Below are 18,985 nucleotides of genomic sequence, written 5' to 3'. Positions count from 1 at the left end.
TATCTAAACTATATCTTAGATATATTCAGATGCAATCTAAAAGATCTTGCATTCTTGCTGATTAGCAATCATTATCATTTAAAATTGATTTAGATATATCGTATTCACCTGAGAAGGGTCTCATCATGACATCCACCCGTTACCCACAACGTGTTCGTAATGATCTCCGTTTTCGCAAGCTGGACGTGCTTCGCGTTGAGCGTGTCAGCGCAGGTTTCCAGCGCATTGTTTTAGGCGGCGAGGCGCTGGAGGGCTTTAGCTCTCGCGGTTTCGACGACCACACAAAAGTGTTTTTCCCGGCTCCGGGGGCGACCTTTGTACCACCGGTTGTTACCGATGAAGGTATCGACTGGGGCGACGGTGTGCGTCCGCAGGCGCGAGACTATACGCCCCTGTACGATGCCGAACGGCATGAGCTGGTGCTCGATTTCTTCATACACGATAGCGGCGTTGCCAGCCACTGGGCGACAGAGGCAAAAGTGGGTGACACGCTCACGATTGGCGGCCCGCGCGGTTCGCTGGTTGTGCCGGAAGATTATGCCTGGCAACTGTACGTGTGCGATGAATCCGGCATGCCCGCGCTGCGCCGTCGCCTGGAAAGCATCGCAACACTGCCGGTTCGCCCGGACATTCATGCTGTGGTGACGGTCGGTGATGCGTCGTATCAGGACTATCTGGCCCATCTGAGCGCGTTCAACATCACCTGGGTTGTCGGCCACAGCGAACAGGCGGTGGCCGAGCGTCTGGCGGCGTTGACGGTGCCTGCGGAAGATTATTTTATCTGGCTGACCGGGGAAGGGAAGGTAGTGAAAAACCTGAGCCGTCAGTTTGAAACCGACGCAATCGACCAGCAGCTGGTGCGTGCCAGTGCATACTGGCACGCTAAATAATCAGGCTGCGGACTCCAGCTGCGCTTCGCTCACCTGATGTTCGAGCGAGGCGCGAACGTCGTGCAGCGCCTTCTCCTGCTGGGCAAAGTAGGCTTCCATATTGCTCAGCGACGAGACCAGCAGCCAGGACTCCTCTTTCTCCAGCTCCGCCAGCTCGTTCACTAACGTGTCAATCTGCTCGCGAACCTGCGCCATTTTTTTGCGGATACGTTCCAGATCGTTCAGCCTGTCGCTGGCCATCAGCGGCTCGAAGCCCTGCTGCAGACGTGCCACCAGCGAACGAATGGCTTTAACGTCACCACGCTGTTTGGCCTGGTTGAGTTGCACCATCATCGCGTTGGCTTCTTCTTTCAGATCGTCAGCGACCAGGTCCGGATGGCAGAGCTTGCTCGCCTGACGCCAGAGACGCTTCAGTTCGTTCTGATCTTCCTCGGAGAGGTTCTTACCTTTACGCAGACGCATTTCGGCATCGTGATGCTGCTCGCGATATTTCTCGTACTCTTCATTGGCCTCGTCGCGCGCCTGACGTGCAGGCTCTTCTTCGCGCGTTAAGCCACTCTCCAGCTCCAGCGCTTCGGCCAGCAGGTTAGCAATCAGATTGCTTTGCTGCTGCAGTTGCTTACGCGCCTCGGCGGCCTGTACGGAATCCGCAGGCAGATCGCGCCAGCGCTGGGTCAGCATCGCCAGCACCTCCACCGCCTGCGCCATATAGCGCTGGCAGCGACGGTAATCTTCCTCACGTCGACGCGCCTCCGCCTGCTGACGTCGCAGGTTCAGCTCCGCCAGCGTTTTACGCAGGGCGAGGATCTGCTGCATCAGCGGTCCGAGGCGGGAGAAATAGAGATCGTTGAATTCATCGAGCTGTTGCACGCGGGCATTGCGACGGTCAATCAAATCCCTGAGGCGCTCTTCCAGCGCTTTTAGCTCCATCTTGCTGGCCGCCACCTGCGGGTCACGCCATTGCGTCATGGCGCGCTGGCCCTGTAGCCAGGCAGCGATCGCCGCCATGGCAACGGTATAGTTTTTCTGCTCAAGCGCCGCGACGATTGCCTGTAGCTCATCGTCAAACGCTTCATTTTTCAGCCGTGTCAGCTGGCTCTGGATGATGTCGTCGTCTTCCAGTTCAATCGCATTTTTTATGATTTCTAGCCGTTTGATCGGTGTGCTCATGATGCCTTTCGCTTTGGCGCTTAAGTATTTGAGTTAAGGTTAATTGTTGTAAACGCTACAGGAAATAATACACACGGATGATGATCGGCGCGATGGGGGATTTCTTTAGTTTTTAGGGTTTGTGAAGAAGAGTGGCACGAACAGGAAGCCGAAAGGCTGGCGGGGGAGCGTTGGCCCCGGTTCTTGTTCTGCCAGTCCTGAAGGAATACCTAAGGCTGAATGCCCTGCATAGCGAAATCGAAAGATGCCATACGAACCATATGTACCGTCATCAGTTCACCTCGCTGTAGATGCCCACCACACGGCCCAGTGTTTTTATCTCATCGATACCGCATTCAAAGGGAACTTTGCCGCCCGCGACGTGGAGTTTTTTCCCCGGCAGCAGGGTTAAATCACGAAGACTGATAGTGCCTTCAATCTCAACCAGCCATAGCCCGTCGGTTAATGACGCCCCTTTTTCAACAAAGTGGAGCTTTGCCTCAGACCGGACTGCGATACCGCGAGTGAGCGGTTTGCTAAAGAGATGTGAATCGATACTCAAAGTGGAATTTTCTTCCAGCTGGCCATCACTGAGAGTGAATGTAACAACAGCAACGGGATCGCCAGGCGCAGGGTTACCTTCAAACTGGGCACCCTGTCCGGTCATCAACCAGCGCAGGCTGGCCCCTGTGTCCAGTGCACATTGTACCGCGAAGTCGTAGGAGATGGTGCCGCGCGCGTAGCGGTTCTGAAGGGAACTGGCGGCAATATTGAAGTGCCGGGCCAGCTGGATTTTTTGGGTAAAACCATATACCTGACAGATTCTATCGAGTAACTCTTCATTATTCACTTGAGAATCTAAAATCAAAATATATTCCTTTGGGTATTTACTAATGCTCAATTGAGTATTAGTATCAATGCGAATTCGGGCAATCAGCGGCGGACGTTGGCAAACAGAGGCTAATGATTGCAGACATTATCAAAATGGGAATCATGCAACATGGCTTCTGAAATCGCAATCATCAAAGTGCCAGCCCTGTCGTTAGGCTGGCGCAGTTCGCTGCGCTGGAAAGCGGCGTAACGCGTAGGCCAATCCCGTTTTCAGCCCGTTACGGGTGAGTAATTCACACAGTGTGAATCAACGCGAGGGTCGTTATGGCAATAGAAGCGACACGTGCAACGGTCCCACTCAAGGTGGGGGCACGTCTTTCCGGGCTGAATCACGTGGCCGAACTGCGTGCCAGGTATTGGGGCGATAACGAGAAAGCGCTGGCGCGGTTTTTGGCCGAGATGCGCGATAAGCGCGATCCCTGTTTTGAAGAGAATAACAGGGCGCTGGCGGCCATCTTTTTCCTGGCTAAATTACCTGCCGCCCGTCACGAATGCGGTATCAATGAGCTGACGACTGAGGAGAAAAGAGCGCTTATCGGAGCCATGAATCATTTCCGTGCAGTCGTGAGTTTATTTCCTGAACGGCTGACCATGCCGCTTTAATCCACCCCAAAACGTAATGGCGTAAACCCGCCGGGCATTTTATTGCCTGAATTAAGGAGAATGAGTGATGCGAAATAGCGAAAACCGCACTTTTCTGAACGGGCGCGAGGAACTCCAGCGCCTGCTGGTGCAGGCGAAGATGGAGGAGCGCAGGGCGCGCGCACTCGCCGTCTCCCTGCGTCTGGAGGCATTAGCCAGTCACATCTATAAAACCGGAATGTGTGGCGAAGACGCAGCGGAACTGCTGTGTCACGAGGCTGCCCGTTATGAACGCGAATCCCAGGAGCTGCACTGATGGCCGATTTTATCGATCTGGCGCAGGAGCGTGAGCTTGAAGATCGCGAACGTCATATTAATAGCGCCCGCCAGCGATGCGCATCGCCCTCGCGTTTTACCTGCGAGGAGTGCGACATCCCGATCCCCGAGGCGCGGCGAAAGGCGTTACCTGGAGTGGCCTTATGCGTCACTTGCCAGGAGATTACGGAGCTGAAAAACAAACATTTCCGGGGAGGATAAGTTGGTGATGTCATTTGTTTATCCGTGGAATGAACCCCGATCGGCTATTGCCAGCCCCTACCTGACTCACCCCCAATTACAGCGTCGCGACCGTCTGTTCGCGGCGCTGCTGCAAGCCAGAAAAGCGCTCGCTCTGCAGCCTGACTGCGTGCGTTTTGACGTCTGGCGCACGGTTGATGCTCTTGAACTCCATCAGGGCAGCCTGCGAGCCAATGCCTTTTTGATTCGGTTCTGCAACAGGGTATTACCACGTCTGCAGCAGGTCTCTGCACGGTATGCCTGTTCAGGTGTTGACCGTAACGTCTCCACCGCCGTTTTTGGTGGACACTTCGACACGCCGCTTTTGCAATATCTTGCATCGCGGATGGTTACGCTGATTGCCCGCTTCAACCGTCTCCCGGATATGTCCCGCGCCGATATTGATTTGCTGGCCGCTGACATCGCTGGCTTTATTCGTTCCGAGCTGGCGAATATCAATGACGCTGGCCTCGGCGAATTTCAAACCCTTCATGTCTGGTATCAGCGAGCTGGATTAATCACCCGCCAGTTCAATGTACTGCCTCCTCACTGGGAGCGCGTGTCGAAGATACTCTTTAACAAAGAGGACATTGCGCCAGCGGTGATCCGCATGTTTTCCGAAGACTGGTGGCGTGGACGACTGCGTCGCATGGCGGCCGCCTGGCGTGAGCATGTGCAGATTGCACTTGGAAACGTCAGCAAAAAGAAGTCTGCCTATGCGAGTAAACGCTGCATCACTGACTGGCGTGAACAGAAGCGGCGCACGCGTGAATTTCTTAAAGGTCTGGAACTGGAGGATGAAGAGGGCAACCGTATAAGCCTGATTGCCAGGCACGATGGCTCGGTGGCCAATCCCGCGATACGTCGCTGCGAACTGATGACCCGCATCCGCGGGTTTGAAAATATCTGCCATGAGCTTGGCTATGTGGGCGAGTTCTATACCTTAACCGCGCCGTCGAAATATCACGCCACCCTGAACACCGGCTATCGTAACGGTAAATGGAACGGGGCGAGCCCTGCGGATACACAAAGCTACCTGACAAAACTGTGGGCGCGGATCCGGGCAAAACTCCACCGGCAGGCGATTCGTCTGTTTGGCATCCGCGTTGCTGAACCCCACCATGACGGTACGCCTCACTGGCACATGCTGATGTTCATGCTGCCCGAAAACGTTGAGCGCGTTCGCCGCATTATGGAGGAATACACACAGGAGGAAGACGCTTTTGAACTGCAAAGCGATAACGCCAGAAAAGCTCGCTTTCACGCTGAAGCTATAGACCCGCAAAAGGGCAGTGCCACCGGTTATATCGCTAAATACATCTCCAAGAATATCGACGGCTATGCCCTTGATGGCGAGACTGATAACGAAAGCGGCGAGTTGCTTAAAGTGACTGCATCTGCTGTTTCGGCCTGGGCGGCGCGCTGGCATATCCGTCAGTTTCAGTTTATCGGTGGTGCACCGGTGACCGTCTACCGTGAGCTGCGCCGTTTGACTGATACGCAGGCCGCGCACGGTCTGAGCGTAGAATTTGCGGCAGCGCATGACGCCGCGGACGCCGGAGACTGGGCAGGATACGTCAATGCACAGGGAGGACCGTTTGTCCGTCGGGACGCGTTGCAGGTGCGCACGCTGTATGAGCCCCGTGCCGAATACAATCAGTACGGCGAAGAACGAGTCTGTATTCGCGGCGTTTACGACGCCGCACTCGGCCCGGGCTCGCCGATTTTGACCCGGCTCACGCAGTGGAAAATTGTGCCGAAGCGTGCCGTTGATTTGGCCGTTGACCTTAACGTCACCGCTGCGCGTTCTTGGAGTTCTGTCAATAACTGTACGGTGAGCGACGTCTCTCAACCCCTCAGCCGGCGTGCGAGACGCGCGTTAGCCGCACGCATAACCCTCCCCAGACCGGTTGCAAAGACTCCCTTTGTCTATGACAAGGATCCGCAGAACGGAGTGGCAGAGAGAGTGATTGATGAGATACGGCTCGCCACCGGAATATCGATCAGCCGGGGGGAAGCCCTGCATCTTATGGCGGGGGGCATTAGCCGTTTTAACGACAAATGGTGCCGGGGATCTACTGACGGATCGCTATTTCCTGCGGCACCGTCTTATCAGCAAAAGGCCCGGAAAATCCTTGAACGTATGAGGTATTTAACGCATCTGATAAGCAAAGGGATTCGCTAATCTTCATCGATATCATGTACATACCTCGCATGGTTCTGATTTTTTGCTTCACTCTTTTTATGAATACATGCTACTGTATGTTTATACAGTATCTCGTGGTGGAGGTTGTGTGGACAGAGAGTTGAACGAGCAAGTCATGATTGAACGCGTCGAGATGATTGCGCGGCTGACGACAGAAGGAACGTGTCAGGAAAGAGATCGTGAAATTGCCCTGAATTTGATCGCTGAGATTGCGAGAGGAAATTTAATCAGGAACAACGCGTTTACCGTGGTTTTCTCGGCATCACCCGTTCCGGACAGAATCAAAAAAGAGGCCAGCGTGCGGGTGAACATTACCCTGGATAAGGATCAGCTTATTGGTCCGTCCGTCGTGGAGGCGTTTCAGGACGAATTAACCCGCAGGATAAGATCCGTGTTTCCGTCAACGCTGGTTACCGTTAAAAAAGGATCCATGACCGGCGTGGAGTTGCAGGGGATTGAAAGAGAGGCCGATCGCGAAGCGCTGGACAATATCCTCCGGGAAGTCTGGGAAGACGAGAGCTGGCGCTAGGCCCTCTGCCATCTCGCGGGCAGTCTGTTGTGTCCGCGATTGTCCATCCTGCAGCGATAGCAAAAAGGGCGCCAGCGCTGGAAACTCAACGGTACCTGGAAATCCGGATGTTGGGAGCGTCTGATGAAAATCTATGCAATGCAGGGGGACACGCTTGATGCCATCTGTGCCCGTTACTATGGGCGCACGGCAGGGGTGGTTGAAACCGTTCTGAACGCCAATTCTGGCCTCGCGGAGTTGGGGGTCATCTTACCTCATGGCACGCCGATAGACATGCCAGAGGTTGATAGCGCACCGACTAAAGAATCAGTGAACCTATGGGACTGAGTCTTGAGAAAATCACCACGTTTATCGCCTACTGGCTGGCCGTAGCGCTGGCCTGGTTCGGGGCGATGTCTCCTGAAAAAGTCGCGCTATACGTGGGAAGCCTCTGCGCCATTTTTACCGCGCTGACGAATTACTGGTTTAAGCGGAAAACCTATCGCTATCTGACCTCTCTTGGACTCGATAAGAAGAGTATTCGTGAACTCAATCATTAAGCGTTGCAGCGCCGCGGGCGTACTGGCCCTGGCGGTACTGATGCCTGACTTCCGGTTACTGAACACCTCACCGGAGGGGTTGGCGCTCATTGCTGATCTCGAAGGGTGTCGCCTGTCGCCTTATCGTTGCAGTGCGGGCGTATGGACATCAGGCATTGGCCATACGTCAGGCGTCGTGCCGGGACGGGAAATTACAGAGCGTGAGGCGGCAGCGAACCTTGTTGCCGACGTGATGAACGTTGAAAGACGGCTGGCGGTATGCGCACCGGTGGAGATGCCACCCCGTGTCTATGATGCGCTGGTGAGTTTTGCCTTTAACGTTGGAACAGGGGCTGCCTGCCGTTCCACGCTGGTGTCATTCATTAAGCGTAAACAGTGGCCGCAGGCGTGCAATCAGCTTACCCGCTGGGTGTACGTCAATGGGGTCAAAAATGCCGGACTGGAAAACCGTCGAGCTCGTGAGAAGGCCTGGTGCCTGAAGGGGATGCCATGAAACCTCTCCTGCTGGTACTGGCCGTTCTGCTGGCCATCACGCTGTGGTTTCGTCATGACAACGTGAACCTGTCCCGCTCTCTTGCTAAAGCCAACCAGATCGCCCGCGATCAAAAAAACACTATCAACACGCTGCTTCAGCAGTTATCCGAAGCACAGCGGATTGCCAGGTCGAACGAAGATGCGCAGGTCAGGCTCCGCGAGGATCTTGCTGCCGTCGGCGAGGAGATGGCACGACGCGAAGCGGCTATCGGGAAATGGGTAAATGAAAATGAAGAGTTACGCCGCTGGTATAACGCTCAGCTGCCTGATGCTGTGCGCAGGTTGCACACCCGCGCCGCCTGCGCCTCCGCAGCACATTGTTTACAACGCCTGCCCGAAAGTGAGCGCCTGTCCGATGCCGGGAAGTGAGCCCATCACCAACGGTGATCTCAGTGCTGATATTCGTCGGCTTGAGCATGCCCTTATCGCCTGCGCGCTGCAGGTCGAAACCATAAAAGACTGTCAGGATAAACTCGATGCACAAACTCAACAGCCTGCGTCAGGCATTAATTGACGCCGTTCCCCAACTGAACGATCACCCTGATCATCTGCAGATGTCGGTGGGGAGCGGAAATATTGACGCCCGCCTCGCGTCCTCGCTCTCCTTTGAAAAAAAGTATGAACTGCAAGCGAATATCAGTAGCTTCGCCGGCGACAGCGAGGGGGTCTTCGTCCCGGTAATGGCCTGGCTGCGTGAAAACCAGCCAGATATTTTTACCCTCGATGACGGGCGAAAAAACGGGTTTCTCTTTAGCGTCACCATCAACGACGATGGTACGGCGAATATCAGCTTTAGCCTGCAGCTCACCGAGCGCATTCTTGTTTCGCAGGAGCAGGGAACGTTGCATGCCACCTATTCCCCGGAGCCGCCGTTACCAGAGCCCGTCACACGTCCGCTGGAGCTGTACATCAATGGTGAACTGGTCAGCCAGTGGAAAGCGTAAGTTCACCGCGCTGATGGCTGTCCAGCCATCAGCGTGAACGATTGTTGTTTCATCCCGCATAAAACCCCGTCTCGTTGCTGCCGATCCCCCTGAAGGGCATTCTCTTCTCATGAATACACTCACTTCCATGCACGGTATCGCTCGCGCGATCCGTAACCTGATTCGTATCGGTGTTGTCACCGATGTTGACCTCAACAGAGGGCTCTGCCGCGTCCAGTCCGGAGGGATGAAAACCACCTGGCTGAACTGGCTGACCTGTCGCGCCGGCCGTTCGCGCGTGTGGTGGGCACCGTCCGAGGGAGAACAAGTGCTGCTGCTGGCCATCGGCGGTGAGCTTGATACCGCCTTCGTGCTGCCAGGTATCTTTTCCGATGACCACCCGGCGCCGTCAGGTTCCCCTGACGCACTCCACGTCTCGTTCCCTGATGGGGCGGTTATCGAGTACGAGCCCGGGTGCGGAGCACTAACGGCCACAGGCATTAAAACGGCTGACATCACAGCCTCTGAATCACTCACCGCCACCGTACCGGTGGTCCTGGTGAAGTCTGAGACGCGCATCACCCTGGATACACCTGAGGTGGTGTGTACCAACAAGCTAATTACCGCCTCTCTTGAAGTGCAGAAGGGCGGGGTAATGGCCGGCAATATTGAGCATTCCGGCGGTAAATTCACCTCCAATGGGGTGCAGGTGGACAACCATGCTCACGGCAGTGTGCAAAGCGGCGGAAGCTGGACTAAGGGGACGCAATGACGGTGCGCTACAGGGGAATGAACAGTCAGACCGGGCTCAGCATTTCAGAGGCTGAACATATCAGACAAAGCGTGCGGGACATTCTGGTCACGCCGATTGGCTCGCGGGTGATGCGCCGCGAGTACGGTTCACTGCTGGCGGCAATGATCGACAGGCCGCAGAGTCCGGCGCTGCGCCTGCAAATCATGGCCGCATGTTACTCCGCTATCCAGAAATGGGAGCCGCGGATCAGCCTGACGGCCATCACTTTCGAACGTTCGGAGAATGACGGGACGCTGTATGTCGATCTCACCGGCACCCGCCAGATCTCCGGACATTCCTTTTCTATCACTATTTCATTGAGTTAAACGCTATGGCTATTGTTGATCTGAGCCAACTCGCCGCGCCGGATGTCGTGGAGGAGGTGGATTACGAAACGCTGCTGGCAGAACGAAAGGCCACTTTTGTCTCGCTCTATCCCGAAGAAGAGCAGGAGGCAATTGCACGAACGCTGACGCTTGAGTCAGAACCGATTGTGAAACTGCTGCAGGAAAATGCGTATCGGGAAGTTATCTGGCGCCAGCGCGTTAACGAGGCCGCGCGTGCGGTCATGCTGGCCTACGCCACCGGTAGCGATCTCGACCAGCTTGGTGCTAACGCTAACCTTGCGCGTCTGGTGATAACACCTGCCGACGACACGACGTTTCCGCCCACGCCGGCAGTGATGGAGTCTGACACCGACTTTCGTTTGCGCATCCAGCAAGCCCCGGAAGGGCTGAGCGTGGCGGGATCGACGGGGGCTTATCAGTTCCATGGCCGCAGCGCGGATGGCCGGGTGGCGGATATCTCTGTCATCAGTCCTCAGCCTGCGAACGTTACCGTCTCCGTGCTGTCCCGGGAGAATAACGGCGTGGCGTCTGAAGAGCTGCTGGCCATTGTGCGCAACGCGCTGAACGATGAGGACGTCAGGCCCGTTGCCGATCGTGTGACCGTCCAGTCCGCCAGCATTGTCGACTACAACATTGCGGCTTCTCTTTTTCTCTTCCCAGGTCCCGAAAGCGAGCCAGTGCTCAACGCGGCAAGGGCCCGGCTGCAGGCCTATATAACGGCACAGCACCGGCTCGGGCGGGATATTCGTAAGTCCGCCATTTACGCTGCACTGCATGTTGAGGGTGTACAACGCGTCGAACTGACCGCGCCTGCGGCCGATATTGTGCTTGATGAAACCCAGGCCTCATGGTGCAGCCAGTACAGCGTAACCGTTGGGGGTAACGATGAGTAATGCCCGATTGTTACCGGTGGGGTCGTCGCCGCTTGAGGTCGCGGCGGCGCGCGCCTGTGCCGACATTGAGAATACCCCCGTCCCGCTTCGTCACCTCTGGAATGCCGACACCTGCCCGGCAAATCTGTTGCCCTGGCTGGCGTGGGCGTTTTCGGTTGATCGCTGGGATGAAAACTGGCCGGAGGCCACCAAGCGCGATGTTATCCGCAATGCATGGTTTATCCATGCACACAAAGGAACGATCGGCGCAGTACGCCGCGTGGTGGAGCCACTTGGCTATCTGATCAACGTGACGGAGTGGTGGCAAACCAACGACCCGGCAGGCACGTTTCGCCTGGACATTGGCGTGCTGGAAACCGGCATCACCGAAGAAATGTATTACGAAATGGAGCGGCTTATTGCTGATGCAAAGCCTGCCAGCCGACATCTTATCGGCCTCAATATCATTCAGGACGTTCCGGGCTATCTCTATACCGGTGCCCTGAGCTATGACGGCGACATCATCACGGTTTACCCCGGATAAGTGAGAGCACAATGACAGTGAAGTATAAAACGGTTATCACCAAAGCCGGCGCCGAAAAACTGGCTGCCGCAACCGTCCCGAACGGGAAGAAAGTGAATTTTACGGCGATGGCGGTGGGTGATGGCGGCGGGCAACTCCCGACGCCAAATGCCAGCCAGACGAAACTCATCAATGAGGTCTGGCGTCATGCGCTGAACAAAATCAGCCAGGACAAAAAGAATAAAAATTATGTCGTGGCGGAGCTGCTGATCCCTCCGGAGATCGGCGGGTTCTGGATGCGTGAAATGGGGCTCTATGATGATACCGGGACGCTGATTGCTGTCGGCAATATGGCTGAAAGTTACAAACCTGCACTCGCTGAAGGATCTGGACGTGCGCAGACTGTGCGTATGGTCATCATGGTGAGTGATATCGCCTCCGTCGAGTTGACGATTGACACCTCAACGGTGATGGCGACGCAGGATTACGTCGACGACAAACTTGCCGAGCACGAGCAGTCCCGACGCCATCCTGATGCCTCTCTGACGGCAAAAGGTTTTACTCAGCTCAGTAGTGCGATCGACAGTGTCTCTGAAGTCGTTGCCGCGACGCCAAAAGCGGTGAAGGTCGCGTATGACCTGGCTAAGGGGAAATATACAGCTCAGGATGCCAGCACGGCACAAAAGGGTATCGTCCAGCTCAGTAGTGCGATCGACAGCGTGTCTGAGGTGCTGGCCGCAACACCTAAAGCGGTAAAGGCCACCTATGACCTGGCCAAAGGGAAATATACGGCTCAGGATGCCAGCACGGCACAAAAAGGTATCGTCCAGCTCAGCAGCGCCATTGACAATGTATCTGAGACACTGGCCGCGACGCCGAAAGCGGTGAAGGCTGCGTATGACAATGCTAATGGACGCGTGCCGTCAGGGCGTAAAGTAAATGGGCGGGCATTGACTAGCGATATCAATATTACGGCACAGGATATTTTTAACGGTCAGGCAGTGGGGATTGGCAATGCTGAAGATTTGAATGCCTACACCATGCCGGGACTATATTATCAGCCAGCGAATGCACAGGCCCAAACGGGTAAGAATTACCCAGAGTCGAATGCCGGTTCACTTGAGGTTTATAAACACGCGGGTATTACGCAGGTTTATCGGATCTACAACAACTCTCGCGCTTACATCCGCACGCTCTACAGTGGAACGTGGTCAGCCTGGACTAAACAGTATGATGCTGTAAATAAACCAACCGCTGGTGAAGTTGATGCTGTTTCAGCGTCACAAGGCGGAGCATTTCAGAGAACTGTAAATTTTAATGGCGGTCTGAGCGTGCGAAGTGCTACCGGGATTTTTTCTGGGGGCGATGCAGCAAGTTTTTCTGATAACAATATGCTATTGAAATCGTGGTATGGGATTGGATTTTATTGCACCTTAACCTCAGCAGGTGGTCCAGAAGCGGGTATTACAGGGTACATCAATACCCGCAACGGTCGCCTTGAGATGAAGGAGCGAATCATTCCAGGCGATTATGCCAACTTCGATGAACGATATCTCAAGTTAGCTGGGGGGAGGCTTAGCGGGAATCTGGAGATTAATAATAACGCGCCCATCATTACTTTTTCTGAATCCGATACTGGGAAAAAGTATTTTATAGTTGCTGATGGGAGTGGGTTTCGTATTAATGAAGATTCAACTGGCGGTAATTTTGTTATTTCTTATGCCGGGGCAAGCAAGCAACTAAGAACAATTGGTCAATTTGTGCCTGGTGATTATGCCAATTTTGACGCCCGCTATTACACGAAAGCGCAGTCAGATGCCGGTTATATGCCTAAAACCAGTGCGTATACAAAAACCGAAAGTGATGGACGTTTTCAGGCGAAAGGCAGCTACACACCTGCTGGCCAGGCTTATACCAAAGCTGAATCGGATGCTCGTTATGGAACGGGAAGAACCACGACGGGTAACAATAGTGCTTATTACACCCATGGCAATGGCACTGTTTTTATGCAGGCAGTTAGAAGTATTGCAGTCGGCAATAACACTGCTGTGACTGTCACCCTGCCAACGTCATTCCCTAATGGTATTTTAGGTACTGGTGTCAGTTATTTTGGAAGCGGTGGTAATAATTCCGATTCATTTTATCTTTGCACACCTGTTGGGAAAAATCAGGTGAAAATAGAAACGCATAACTGTAACGGTACATTTTCATTAATTGTGGCAGGCTATTGAGATGAAAAAATATTTTAGTAACTCAGATAGCAGCTTTTATCTTGAAGACACTATTCAGGTTTACGAAGCTCAAGGTATTGCTGTTCCTCCAGATTTGAAGAAGATCTCAGAACAGGAATACGAATCTTTCATGGTATCACCTGACAGGATGACTCCTCATTACAATGTTAATAAAAGTTGCATGGAATGGGTTGAAATTGCCCCGCCATCACATGAAGAGCATATTTATAATGCCCAGTCAATGAAGTCGAGGTTATTGTCTCTGGCGACACAAGCTATCTCACCTCTTCAGGATGCCGTTGATTTATCTATGGCGACTGAAGCGGAAATTCTCTCTTTACAGCAGTGGAAGAAATACCGGGTATTGCTTAATCGTATTGATACCAACAACGCACCAGATATTATCTGGCCTGACGCTCCGTCTAACAATTAACACAAAGCCCGCGTATGTCGCGGGCTTCATTTTTTCTTTCTTCTAAACACTAACCCATCATTACACTCTATCCTTCCCCGACAGCAACCGGCATTGTCATATCTACATTTTTCGCGAGATAAGATAAAAAACCTTCATGATTGCTTTGAGTAAGCATTTCGCCTTTTTTTAAACGCTACCGTCAATATTTTTTTCTGGCAAACCTACGTCCTGCCATTATGCGTTGTGCTGTAACTTCACCAACGGCATTTCATTTCTAATATTTCGAACTCACCACAAAATGATGACTCCACTACACCACGGAGTTAAACGGATGGGCGACTATCATCACGGCGTGGAAGTCATCGAAATCAACGATGGCACCCGCACCATTTCCACCGTCTCGACGGCAATCATCGGCATGGTCTGTACGGCCAGGGATGCGGACGACAAGACATTTCCTTTAAACGAGCCTGTGCTCATTACCAACGTGCAAACCGCGATTGCGAAAGCCGGGAAAATGGGGACGTTGTCCGCTTCCCTGCAGGCGATTGCCGATCAGTGTAAACCGGTTGTTGTTGTCGTACGTGTCGCTGAAGGCACCGCTGATACCGCTGAGGAAGCACAGAAAGAGACTATCTCTAATATCATCGGTACAACCGATGAAAACGGTAAATATACCGGTCTGAAAGCGCTCCTTACCGCGAAAACGGTCACTGGCGTTAAGCCACGTATTCTCGGTGTTCCGGGGCTGGATTCGCAGGAAGTGGCGACCGCGCTGGCCGCCATGTGCCAGAGCCTGCGCGCGTTTGGCTATGTCAGTGCATGGGGTTGTAAAACCATTTCAGCCGCTATCGATTACCGCAAAAACTTCAGTCAGCGCGAGTTGATGGTGATTCACCCTGATTTTCTGGCGTGGGATACCACCACCAACACGACGACCCACGCCTGGGCCACCGCACGTGCTCTCGGCCTGCGCGCCAAAATCGACCAGACGATTGGCTGGCACAAAACCCTGTCCAACATCGGCGTTAACGGTGTCACAGGTGTAAGCGCCTCCGTGTCCTGGGATCTGCAGGAACAAGCGACCGATGCGAACCTGCTTAACCAGGCCGGCGTCACCACGCTTATTCGTAACGACGGCTTCAAATTCTGGGGCAACCGTACCTGTTCAGACGATCCGCTCTTCGTCTTTGAAAACTACACCCGTACCGCGCAGGTGTTGGCCGATACCATGGCCGAAGCACACGCATGGGCAATGGATAAACCCATTACGCCAACGCTCATCCGCGACATCGTTTCCGGTATCAATGCCAAATTCCGTGAGCTGAAAACCAACGGCTATATCGTTGATGGCACTTGCTGGTATGACCCGGAATCCAATGATGCATCGACCCTGAAAGCAGGGAAATTGTACATCGATTACGACTACACCCCTGTCCCGCCGCTGGAGAACCTGACCCTGCGCCAGCGCATCACCGATACCTATCTGGCAGACCTGTCCGATTCGGTTAACAGCTAAGGAGCTGAAGCATGGCGTTACCACGCAAACTTAAATATCTGAACATGTTCAACGATGGCCTGAGTTATATGGGCGTTGTTGAGTCTGTCACCTTACCGAAGCTCACCCGCAAACTGGAGAAGTATCGCGGCGGCGGTATGCCGGGCTCGGTCTCTGTCGACCTCGGCCTGGACGATGATGCCCTGGCGCTTGAGTGGACCATTGGCGGTCTGCCGGACGTCGCGCTGTGGGCACAGTATGCCTCTCCGGGCGCGGACAGCGTGCCTCTGCGCTTTACCGGCTCCTTCCAGCGTGACGACACGGGCGAAATCTCCGCCGTCGAAATCGTCATGCGAGGCCGTCATAAAGAGTTTGATGGTGGTGAAAACAAGCAGGGCGAGAGCGGCACCACCAAGATGTCCACCGAGTGCGCTTACTACCAGCTGACCATCGATGGCAAAGAGATCATCGAAATTGACATCATCAACATGGTGCTGAAAGTCGACGGCGTCGATCGTCTGGCGGAACACCGTAAGGCGATTGGCCTGTAAACCTTTAACCGGCCGGGACTGCCGGCCGGTAAGTTAACTTTCTGAAGAGTAACCAAATGGAAAATATCAACGAGACCGTCATTAACGAAAGCGAAAACCCGAACACCATTACGCTCGACACCCCCGTTCTGCGCGGCGAGCAAAAAATCGAAAAGGTGACCGTCGCAAAACCCAACGCGGGGACCCTGCGTGGGGTATCGCTGGCGTCGCTGGCACAATCTGACGTCGATGCGCTGATTAAAGTGCTGCCGCGAATGACCTCGCCGGCCCTGACCGAGCATGAGATTGCGCGTCTGGATGCTTCCGATCTGCTCACTTTTGCGGGCAAGGTGATCGGTTTTTTGTCACCGTCTTCGGCTCGCTAAAATTTCCCGAAAACCTGTCGGTCGATGATCTGATGGCGGATATCGCGGTGATCTTTCATTGGCCGCCGTCAGAGCTGTACTCGCTGAGCATGACCGAACTCCTTATATGGCGCGAAAAGGCGCTGCAGCGAAGCGGAAACTACCATGAGTAATAATGTCAGACTTCAGGAGTTGCTTAAGGCAGTCGACCGGGCAAGCCGACCGCTTAACGCTATCCAGAACGCCAGCCTCTCTCTCGCGGCCAGTATCCGCGATTCAGAGGCGGCGTTGCGCGCGCTTGATGAACAGGCGGGCCGCATTAACGGCTTCAGAAAAGCCAACGAACAGCTCGCCGTGACGGGGCAGTCTCTTGCCCGGGCGAAACAGCAGACCGCTGAGCTGGCGCTCCAGCTCAAAAACACCCAGAACCCAACCCGTGACCAGGCGGATGCGCTGGCTGCAGCCCGCCAATCCGCCGCCGCGCTTAAGCTTGAGTACAACAATTTACGCCAGTCAGTGCAGCGCCAGCGCGGTGAGCTGGCGCAGGCAGGGATTAATACGCGCACGCTGTCGTCAGATGAGCGTCGTTTAAGACAGGGTATCAGCGAAAAAACGCTACAACTAAATCGACATAAAGAGGCGCTTGCCAGGGTCAATCAGCAACAGGAGCGGCTTAATACCGTTCAGAACCGCTACGAGTCTGGCAAACGTGTTGCCGCAGGTGTGCAGCAGTTTGCTAATGCGAGCGCAGTAATGGCAAAGGCGGGCTTTACTCAGACGTCCCGCTTTATTGCCCCAGGCATCCGTTTTGAAAAGCAGATGTCTGCCATACAGGCAAGCCTGGGTCTGCAGAAGGGGGATACCAGGCTGGAGGCCATTCGTCAGCAGGCACGGGATGTCAGCGTCAGTACAGGAACCTCTACAGATGTTGTCACCCGGGCGCAGGGCGAGCTGGCCCGATCAGGCTATGACGCCGACGGGGTGGTGGCCGCCACTGTGCCGACGGTCAACCTCAGCCTCGCAGGGAATATTGATGCCGCCAAAGCGGTCGACATCATCCGCAGCACGCAGGCCTCGTTTAACCTGGCGAATACGGATGTTGAACGCGTTGCAGATGTCCTTACCCGCGGTTTCACTGCGTCCAATACCAGTCTCACCGAACTGAGTACCGCCGTTGCATCCGCCGCACCTGCCGCCGGAGAAGCCGGCGCCAGCCTTGAGGAGACCACCGCGCTGCTTGGTATTCTGATGGAAAAAGGGATGAAAGGTGCCGATGCCGGCGCAGAGGTTAGCGCCATGTTGAGCCGCCTGCAGACGCCGGATGGGCAGCGTTCTGCAGCGCTGAATGAACTGAAGGTGCAAACCCGGGATGGCGAGGGTAATCCACTACCGACAGAGAATATCCTCAAGGCGATCTCTACCTCATTCGAAAACAGCAAAATCGGTGCGGCTCAACAAACGGAATACCTGAAGGCCATTTTCGGTGCGGATGCGATGCAAGGCGCAGGCGTACTGGTTTCAGCGGCTGGGAATGGAACACTGGATAACAAGCGCCAGACGCTCCAGGGCGCGAGGGGGAGCACCGCGCTGACAGCCTCGGTTCAGGGCGATAACCTCGAGGGTGATATCAGCAAGTTCCAGGCTGCATTAAACGGCCTGAAGATTGATGTCTTTGATAAGGCCGATGGTGCCCTGCGCACGCTGATCTCAACCGCGACCGGATGGCTTAGTACGCTCTCTCTCTGGATCAACGCTAACCCTGCACTGACGCAAGCCCTGGTCAGCGTGGTTATGGGCGCACAAGCCTTTGCCGGTGTCCTGGGCACGCTAGGTATGGTGGTCGCCCCCATTGTGTCAGGCCTGAATCTGGTGATAACCGCTGCCGGGATGCTGGGCACGGTATTCAGCGTAGTGGGGGGGAGCATCATGACGGTGCTGGGCGCCCTGAGCTGGCCCGTTATTGCTCTCGGAGCGGCAATTGCCGCCGGCGCTTTACTGATTCTTAAATACTGGGAGCCCATTAGCGCCTTCTTTGGCGGGGTGATTGAGGGGCTTTCTGCGGCCTTCGCGCCGCTGGGCGAGCTGTTCTCTCCGCTGTTACAGGCCTTTGGTTTCATTTCAGAAAAACTGGGCGGGATCTGGCAGTGGTTCATCGATCTGATTGCGCCGATTAAGGCGACGCAGGAAACGCTCGACAGCTGCAAAAATGTCGGCGTGGCGTTCGGTCAGGCGCTGGGAGATGCGCTAATGGCGCCGCTAAATCTCTTTAACAGCCTGCGCGGCAAGGCCAGCTGGCTGCTGGAGAAACTCGGCGTCATAAAAAAAGAGTCGGGCAATATCGACTCGGCTGTACCGAAAGAAGGCACCTCCTCTGCTGACGCCGGCAGTGCCTGGGACCCGGCGTCACCTGTTTACAGCGGCTTCATGGGATACCAGCCGATGGCAGCAGCGGGAGGACGTTCTTACATCGATCAGAGTAAAAGTGAATACAACTTCACGCTGCAGGGGAGCGCAGCCTCCGGAACGGATCTGACTCGTCAAATCCGGGAGGCTATAGAGAGCAGTGAGCAGGAAAAAGCGAGACGGCAGCAATCCAGCTTTATGTATGGTTAA

The 18,985-nt window shown here is 54.6% G+C and carries 25 protein-coding genes; 23 read left to right on the top strand and 2 right to left on the bottom strand.

Going from position 1 to position 18,985, the window contains the following annotated elements:
- Positions 1-125 precede the first annotated feature (125 nt).
- A complete protein-coding gene (locus tag BJ887_RS10660; RefSeq protein ID WP_049023886.1) occupies positions 126-890 on the top strand; it encodes a siderophore-interacting protein in 765 nt (254 codons plus the stop codon).
- Here BJ887_RS10660 and BJ887_RS10655 read toward each other — a convergent pair whose 3' ends face one another.
- Together BJ887_RS10655 and BJ887_RS10650 are read right to left on the bottom strand one after the other, a co-directional pair.
- Positions 891-2,060, bottom strand: coding sequence for a DNA repair protein (locus tag BJ887_RS10655; RefSeq protein WP_047956131.1), 1,170 nt, complete (start codon positions 2,058-2,060; stop codon positions 891-893).
- 271 nt (positions 2,061-2,331) lie between these two features.
- Positions 2,332-2,907, bottom strand: coding sequence for a phage repressor protein CI (locus tag BJ887_RS10650; protein WP_025202968.1), 576 nt, complete (start codon positions 2,905-2,907; stop codon positions 2,332-2,334).
- 287 nt (positions 2,908-3,194) lie between these two features.
- Here BJ887_RS10650 and BJ887_RS10645 point away from each other — a divergent pair, with 287 nt between their 5' ends.
- From BJ887_RS10645 to BJ887_RS10540, 22 genes are all read left to right on the top strand, one after another.
- On the top strand, positions 3,195-3,533 hold the full coding sequence (locus BJ887_RS10645) for a DUF5347 domain-containing protein (RefSeq protein WP_014171697.1): 339 nt from the start codon (positions 3,195-3,197) through the stop codon (positions 3,531-3,533).
- A 67-nt stretch (positions 3,534-3,600) separates the two neighbouring features.
- Positions 3,601-3,828, top strand: a complete 228-nt coding sequence (locus BJ887_RS10640) for a DUF2732 family protein (RefSeq protein WP_020883596.1) — start codon at positions 3,601-3,603, stop codon at positions 3,826-3,828.
- Positions 3,828-4,049 carry a TraR/DksA family transcriptional regulator gene (locus BJ887_RS10635; RefSeq protein WP_020883597.1) on the top strand — a complete coding sequence of 74 codons (222 nt, stop codon included), beginning with the start codon at positions 3,828-3,830 and terminating at the stop codon, positions 4,047-4,049. Before BJ887_RS10640 ends, BJ887_RS10635 begins: the two co-directional genes overlap by 1 nt.
- Before the next feature lie 7 nt (positions 4,050-4,056).
- A complete protein-coding gene (locus BJ887_RS10630; RefSeq protein WP_121339852.1) occupies positions 4,057-6,252 on the top strand; it encodes a replication endonuclease in 2,196 nt (731 codons plus the stop codon).
- Between the two features lie 109 nt (positions 6,253-6,361).
- On the top strand, positions 6,362-6,802 hold the full coding sequence (locus BJ887_RS10625; protein WP_020883599.1) for a DinI-like family protein: 441 nt from the start codon (positions 6,362-6,364) through the stop codon (positions 6,800-6,802).
- Between the two features lie 123 nt (positions 6,803-6,925).
- Complete coding sequence (locus tag BJ887_RS10620; protein ID WP_020883600.1) at positions 6,926-7,129, top strand: tail protein X; 204 nt, start codon at positions 6,926-6,928, stop codon at positions 7,127-7,129.
- Positions 7,120-7,341 (top strand): HP1 family phage holin, encoded by a 222-nt coding sequence (locus tag BJ887_RS10615; RefSeq protein WP_014171693.1) that lies wholly within the window; start codon positions 7,120-7,122, stop codon positions 7,339-7,341. Before BJ887_RS10620 ends, BJ887_RS10615 begins: the two co-directional genes overlap by 10 nt.
- A complete protein-coding gene (locus tag BJ887_RS10610) occupies positions 7,325-7,834 on the top strand; it encodes a lysozyme (protein ID WP_020883601.1) in 510 nt (169 codons plus the stop codon). Before BJ887_RS10615 ends, BJ887_RS10610 begins: the two co-directional genes overlap by 17 nt.
- Positions 7,831-8,244 carry an Rz-like lysis system protein LysB gene (lysB, locus tag BJ887_RS10605; RefSeq protein ID WP_185806715.1) on the top strand — a complete coding sequence of 138 codons (414 nt, stop codon included), beginning with the start codon at positions 7,831-7,833 and terminating at the stop codon, positions 8,242-8,244. The genes BJ887_RS10610 and lysB overlap by 4 nt, the downstream gene beginning before the upstream one ends.
- Positions 8,144-8,389, top strand: a complete 246-nt coding sequence (gene lysC / locus BJ887_RS10600; protein ID WP_072126476.1) for an Rz1-like lysis system protein LysC — start codon at positions 8,144-8,146, stop codon at positions 8,387-8,389. The genes lysB and lysC overlap by 101 nt, the downstream gene beginning before the upstream one ends.
- A complete protein-coding gene (locus BJ887_RS10595; RefSeq protein WP_121339850.1) occupies positions 8,352-8,819 on the top strand; it encodes a phage tail protein in 468 nt (155 codons plus the stop codon). The genes lysC and BJ887_RS10595 overlap by 38 nt, the downstream gene beginning before the upstream one ends.
- 109 nt (positions 8,820-8,928) lie before the next feature.
- Positions 8,929-9,570, top strand: a complete 642-nt coding sequence (locus BJ887_RS10590; RefSeq protein WP_121339849.1) for a phage baseplate assembly protein V — start codon at positions 8,929-8,931, stop codon at positions 9,568-9,570.
- Positions 9,567-9,917: a GPW/gp25 family protein gene (locus tag BJ887_RS10585; RefSeq protein WP_121339848.1), complete on the top strand. Its 351-nt coding sequence runs from the start codon at positions 9,567-9,569 to the stop codon at positions 9,915-9,917. The genes BJ887_RS10590 and BJ887_RS10585 overlap by 4 nt, the downstream gene beginning before the upstream one ends.
- A 5-nt stretch (positions 9,918-9,922) precedes the next feature.
- Positions 9,923-10,831, top strand: a complete 909-nt coding sequence (locus tag BJ887_RS10580; RefSeq protein ID WP_025202974.1) for a baseplate assembly protein — start codon at positions 9,923-9,925, stop codon at positions 10,829-10,831.
- The gene (locus tag BJ887_RS10575) at positions 10,824-11,354 is read left to right on the top strand and encodes a phage tail protein I (protein WP_040018803.1); all 531 of its coding nucleotides are present in this window, start codon (positions 10,824-10,826) and stop codon (positions 11,352-11,354) included. Before BJ887_RS10580 ends, BJ887_RS10575 begins: the two co-directional genes overlap by 8 nt.
- Positions 11,355-11,365: 11 nt before the next feature.
- A complete protein-coding gene (locus BJ887_RS10570; RefSeq protein WP_121339847.1) occupies positions 11,366-13,564 on the top strand; it encodes a phage tail protein in 2,199 nt (732 codons plus the stop codon).
- Position 13,565: 1 nt separating this feature from the next.
- The gene (locus BJ887_RS10565; RefSeq protein WP_121339846.1) at positions 13,566-13,997 is read left to right on the top strand and encodes a tail fiber assembly protein; all 432 of its coding nucleotides are present in this window, start codon (positions 13,566-13,568) and stop codon (positions 13,995-13,997) included.
- 313 nt (positions 13,998-14,310) lie between these two features.
- The gene (locus tag BJ887_RS10560; protein ID WP_121339845.1) at positions 14,311-15,498 is read left to right on the top strand and encodes a phage tail sheath protein; all 1,188 of its coding nucleotides are present in this window, start codon (positions 14,311-14,313) and stop codon (positions 15,496-15,498) included.
- An 11-nt stretch (positions 15,499-15,509) separates the two neighbouring features.
- Positions 15,510-16,028 (top strand): phage major tail tube protein, encoded by a 519-nt coding sequence (locus BJ887_RS10555; protein ID WP_014171681.1) that lies wholly within the window; start codon positions 15,510-15,512, stop codon positions 16,026-16,028.
- Between the two features lie 56 nt (positions 16,029-16,084).
- The gene (locus tag BJ887_RS10550; RefSeq protein ID WP_121339844.1) at positions 16,085-16,393 is read left to right on the top strand and encodes a phage tail assembly protein; all 309 of its coding nucleotides are present in this window, start codon (positions 16,085-16,087) and stop codon (positions 16,391-16,393) included.
- A gap of 32 nt (positions 16,394-16,425) precedes the next feature.
- A complete protein-coding gene (locus BJ887_RS10545; protein WP_014171679.1) occupies positions 16,426-16,545 on the top strand; it encodes a GpE family phage tail protein in 120 nt (39 codons plus the stop codon).
- Positions 16,538-18,985: a phage tail tape measure protein gene (locus tag BJ887_RS10540; protein ID WP_121339843.1), complete on the top strand. Its 2,448-nt coding sequence runs from the start codon at positions 16,538-16,540 to the stop codon at positions 18,983-18,985. The genes BJ887_RS10545 and BJ887_RS10540 overlap by 8 nt, the downstream gene beginning before the upstream one ends.

It is taken from the genome of Enterobacter sp. WPR_3_1, from assembly GCF_003635055.1.
In the GTDB taxonomy this organism is placed as follows: Bacteria; Pseudomonadota; Gammaproteobacteria; order Enterobacterales; family Enterobacteriaceae; genus Enterobacter; species Enterobacter ludwigii.
This window is presented reverse-complemented; position numbering and strand designations above follow the sequence as displayed.